3 protein-coding genes are annotated in these 2,786 nt (G+C 39.5%); 1 reads left to right on the top strand and 2 read right to left on the bottom strand.

Annotated elements, in window-relative coordinates; translation table 11 throughout:
- The first annotated feature begins 77 nt into the window (after positions 1-77).
- On the top strand, positions 78-527 hold the full coding sequence (locus tag AC1DPQ_RS23645; protein WP_131029825.1) for an SRPBCC family protein: 450 nt from the start codon (positions 78-80) through the stop codon (positions 525-527).
- 194 nt (positions 528-721) lie between these two features.
- On the opposite strand, the gene AC1DPQ_RS23640 is transcribed toward AC1DPQ_RS23645, so the two are convergent.
- A complete protein-coding gene (locus AC1DPQ_RS23640; RefSeq protein WP_477585621.1) occupies positions 722-1,636 on the bottom strand; it encodes a pentapeptide repeat-containing protein in 915 nt (304 codons plus the stop codon).
- Positions 1,637-1,748: 112 nt separating this feature from the next.
- The gene (locus tag AC1DPQ_RS23635; RefSeq protein ID WP_477611061.1) at positions 1,749-2,597 is read right to left on the bottom strand and encodes an AraC family transcriptional regulator; all 849 of its coding nucleotides are present in this window, start codon (positions 2,595-2,597) and stop codon (positions 1,749-1,751) included.
- Positions 2,598-2,786: the final 189 nt, after the last annotated feature.

Genomic DNA, 2,786 nt, shown 5'->3' with positions numbered 1-2,786 from the left:
AGAAAGTGGAGCAGCAACCATTTAAAAACGGGCGAACCGAAAAGCCAGATGAGTAGGATCAGAAAAAAATCTATTTTATGTCTAACAACCAAGTTTCATTACACAGAGTAATTAAGGCATCTCCTGAAAAGTTATATCGTGCATTCATCGAGCCTGTAGCGCTTGCTTCCTGGATGCCACCTTACGGTTATCTGGGTACGGTACACCAAATGGATGTTAAAGTGGGTGGTACTTTTAAAATGTCGTTCCAGAATTTCACCACGGGCAATAGCAATTCTTTCGGTGGAGAGTACCTGGAGGTTAAGCCGAATGAGCTGCTGAAGTTCACAGATAAATTTGATGATCCTAACATGCCAGGAACCATCGTAAATACGATCAGATTAAAAAAAACTTCAGTAGGTACAGAACTGGAAATTTTACAGGAAAATATACCAGCAGCCATACCTGCCGAAATGTGTTACCTGGGTTGGCAGGAATCGTTAGAAAAACTGATTAAATTGGTAGAGCCAGAAATACCTGAAGGTTAACTGGTTTATGATTGGCAGCTTAGAAAATGGGGCGCCATTGCGGGGAGGAACAAAAGCCTATGCCGACTTTCGGGGAAACAACCTTTCCTGGTGCGATAAGGTTGCTTCATCCGATAAAAAATCGGCCTCGCAATGACGATCCATCTATACCGATCATCTCACTTCCTTTTTTAAGAGGCATAGATATGCCTATATTACACCAGGTTAACCTTCGATAAATCGGCACCTAAACCTTTGAGTGAAGCATAGGTTAGCTTATCCATCGTTGCCCCTTCAAAGCAGATCGTTTTAATAGCCTTGTAATATTTATTGGTGAGGGCGAAGGTAGAGCGAAAAGATACATTTTTAAGGGTTGCACCTTTAAATGTAGTTTCGTTAAGTGCTGCGTTGTGAAACAGCACCCCTGTAAAAGTCTGCCCATCCAAACGCAGTCCACGCAGATCGGAATAGTCAAAGTCTACCCCCTCAAACACGCAGTTTTCAAAAACCGTTTTCCTTAAATCGGTCTTGCTCAGTTTTACCTCAGTTAGCTTGGTATTACTGATTTTTGCCCCCGCCAGTTCTAAAGCATAGAATTTTGTACGCACCAAAATGGCCTGATCAAAATTAGTGGCTGTAAGATCAGTAGCCGACAGGCTGCAATCAGTTAGGTTTGCAGCATGAAAACTGGCTTCACGTGCATCGCTACCCAGAAACGAACTGCCAGTCAGGTCAGCACCAGTAAAATCTGAGCCGCGTAAATTACTCCCGTTAAATTTCAGCTTATGTGCAATAACACCAGCAAAATCGGTTTTGGCCAGATCGTTTCCGCTAAAATTGGTCAGTAGCTGTGGCTGATGTGAATCTGTTAAACTGTTTACCTCTGGTATTGTCTCTTCAACCGCACTGATGGCATTTATAGAAGGGCGGTTTTCTGAAAAATAATTGAGGTCTACATCCAGAATCTTGGCGAGCTGGTTCAAGGTAATAATGTCTGGCATTGATTCTCCCCGCTCCCATTTTCCAACGGCCTGTGGGCTTACAAATACATGTCCGGCAAGTCCGGCTTGAGACATGTTTGTTTTTTTTCGTGCTCCGGCAATTTTGTTGCCGATCATTTTTGCATCCATACGTACTGTCTTTTTTTAATCTTTCGACATTGCAAATGTAGCCGGCCTGTTAACCAGATTCAGCAAATCAGTCGCTCATTATAGTTGTAATTATGCTACTTTTTGTTGCTTTTTAGCAACTGTAAGTTGTTTTTAAGTTTCTAAAAGCTTTAAGGCTTAATCCCCTTTGTGATTTGAAGAATTTATTCAAATGGCTTTCGTCCGTAAACCCCAACTCATATGCAATTTCATTGATCCGCATGTTACTGAAACGCAAACGTGCCTCAACCAGTTTAATCCTTAAATTGGCAATATATTGCTGAAGTGTTTCGTTGGTATGTTTCTTGAAATATTTACCAAAATAATTCTCAGAAATACCAAACTGGTTGCTCAGTTTTTCAGCCCTTAATTTCTCAGGGTTATAAATATTCGCCTGAATATAGTTTAGTAAGGCCAAGGTTTTCTCTTCAGCATCTTCTTTAATGGCAGCAGGCAGGTATTTGGCAATATTCCGGGCTACCACAACAATCATCGTATCTACCATTTTCGCAATTAACTCTTTGTTATACAGATCACGGTTTACATATTCGGCCATCATCGCATCAATAAGCGACCGAATAAAAGGTTTATCTGAAAAGTTTTTTAGGATACAGCCTGGTTGATGACTAGCATTCTGCAGAATATATTCCATCCGCTGTACATCATCGGTACGAAAATCCTTCGATCGGATATATACATTTCCAAAACGCAGAAAGAAAAATTCGGTAGTGGTTTCTATCTCAAACGAATGGCAATCTTCTGGCGTAATCAGAAACATATGGCCGGCATAATAATCAAATTTATTGTTATTGATGCATTGTTTTCCTGTGCCCGATAAAACATATATCAGTTCAAAAAATAAATGTTTATGGCCTTCTTTCRGACATTCATCTAGCTTTTTATAAACAATTTCAAAAGGTTCGTATAAAGTTTCTCTATTCATTTTGTGCTAAACCATAGCGCAAATTTACCAATTAAAAGCAAATTTATACTGAATAATAACACCATATCAGTTTATATTTGCCTTAAAGAAATTATAAAATTGCATATTAATATAAAGACATGAAAGCTATAGGATTTGAAACCTCACTACCCAGACATGAAAGCTATAGGATTTGAAACCTCACTACCC

This window comes from Pedobacter sp. 01T416_2 (genome assembly GCF_056398925.1).
This window is presented reverse-complemented; position numbering and strand designations above follow the sequence as displayed.

Excerpts from the sequence above, each read along its gene's own strand:
- AC1DPQ_RS23640 (WP_477585621.1), bottom strand. The coding sequence starts at position 1,636 with ATGGATGCAAAAATGATCGGCAACAAAATTGCCGGAGCACGAAAAAAA.
- AC1DPQ_RS23645 (WP_131029825.1), top strand. The coding sequence starts at position 78 with ATGTCTAACAACCAAGTTTCATTACACAGAGTAATTAAGGCATCTCCT.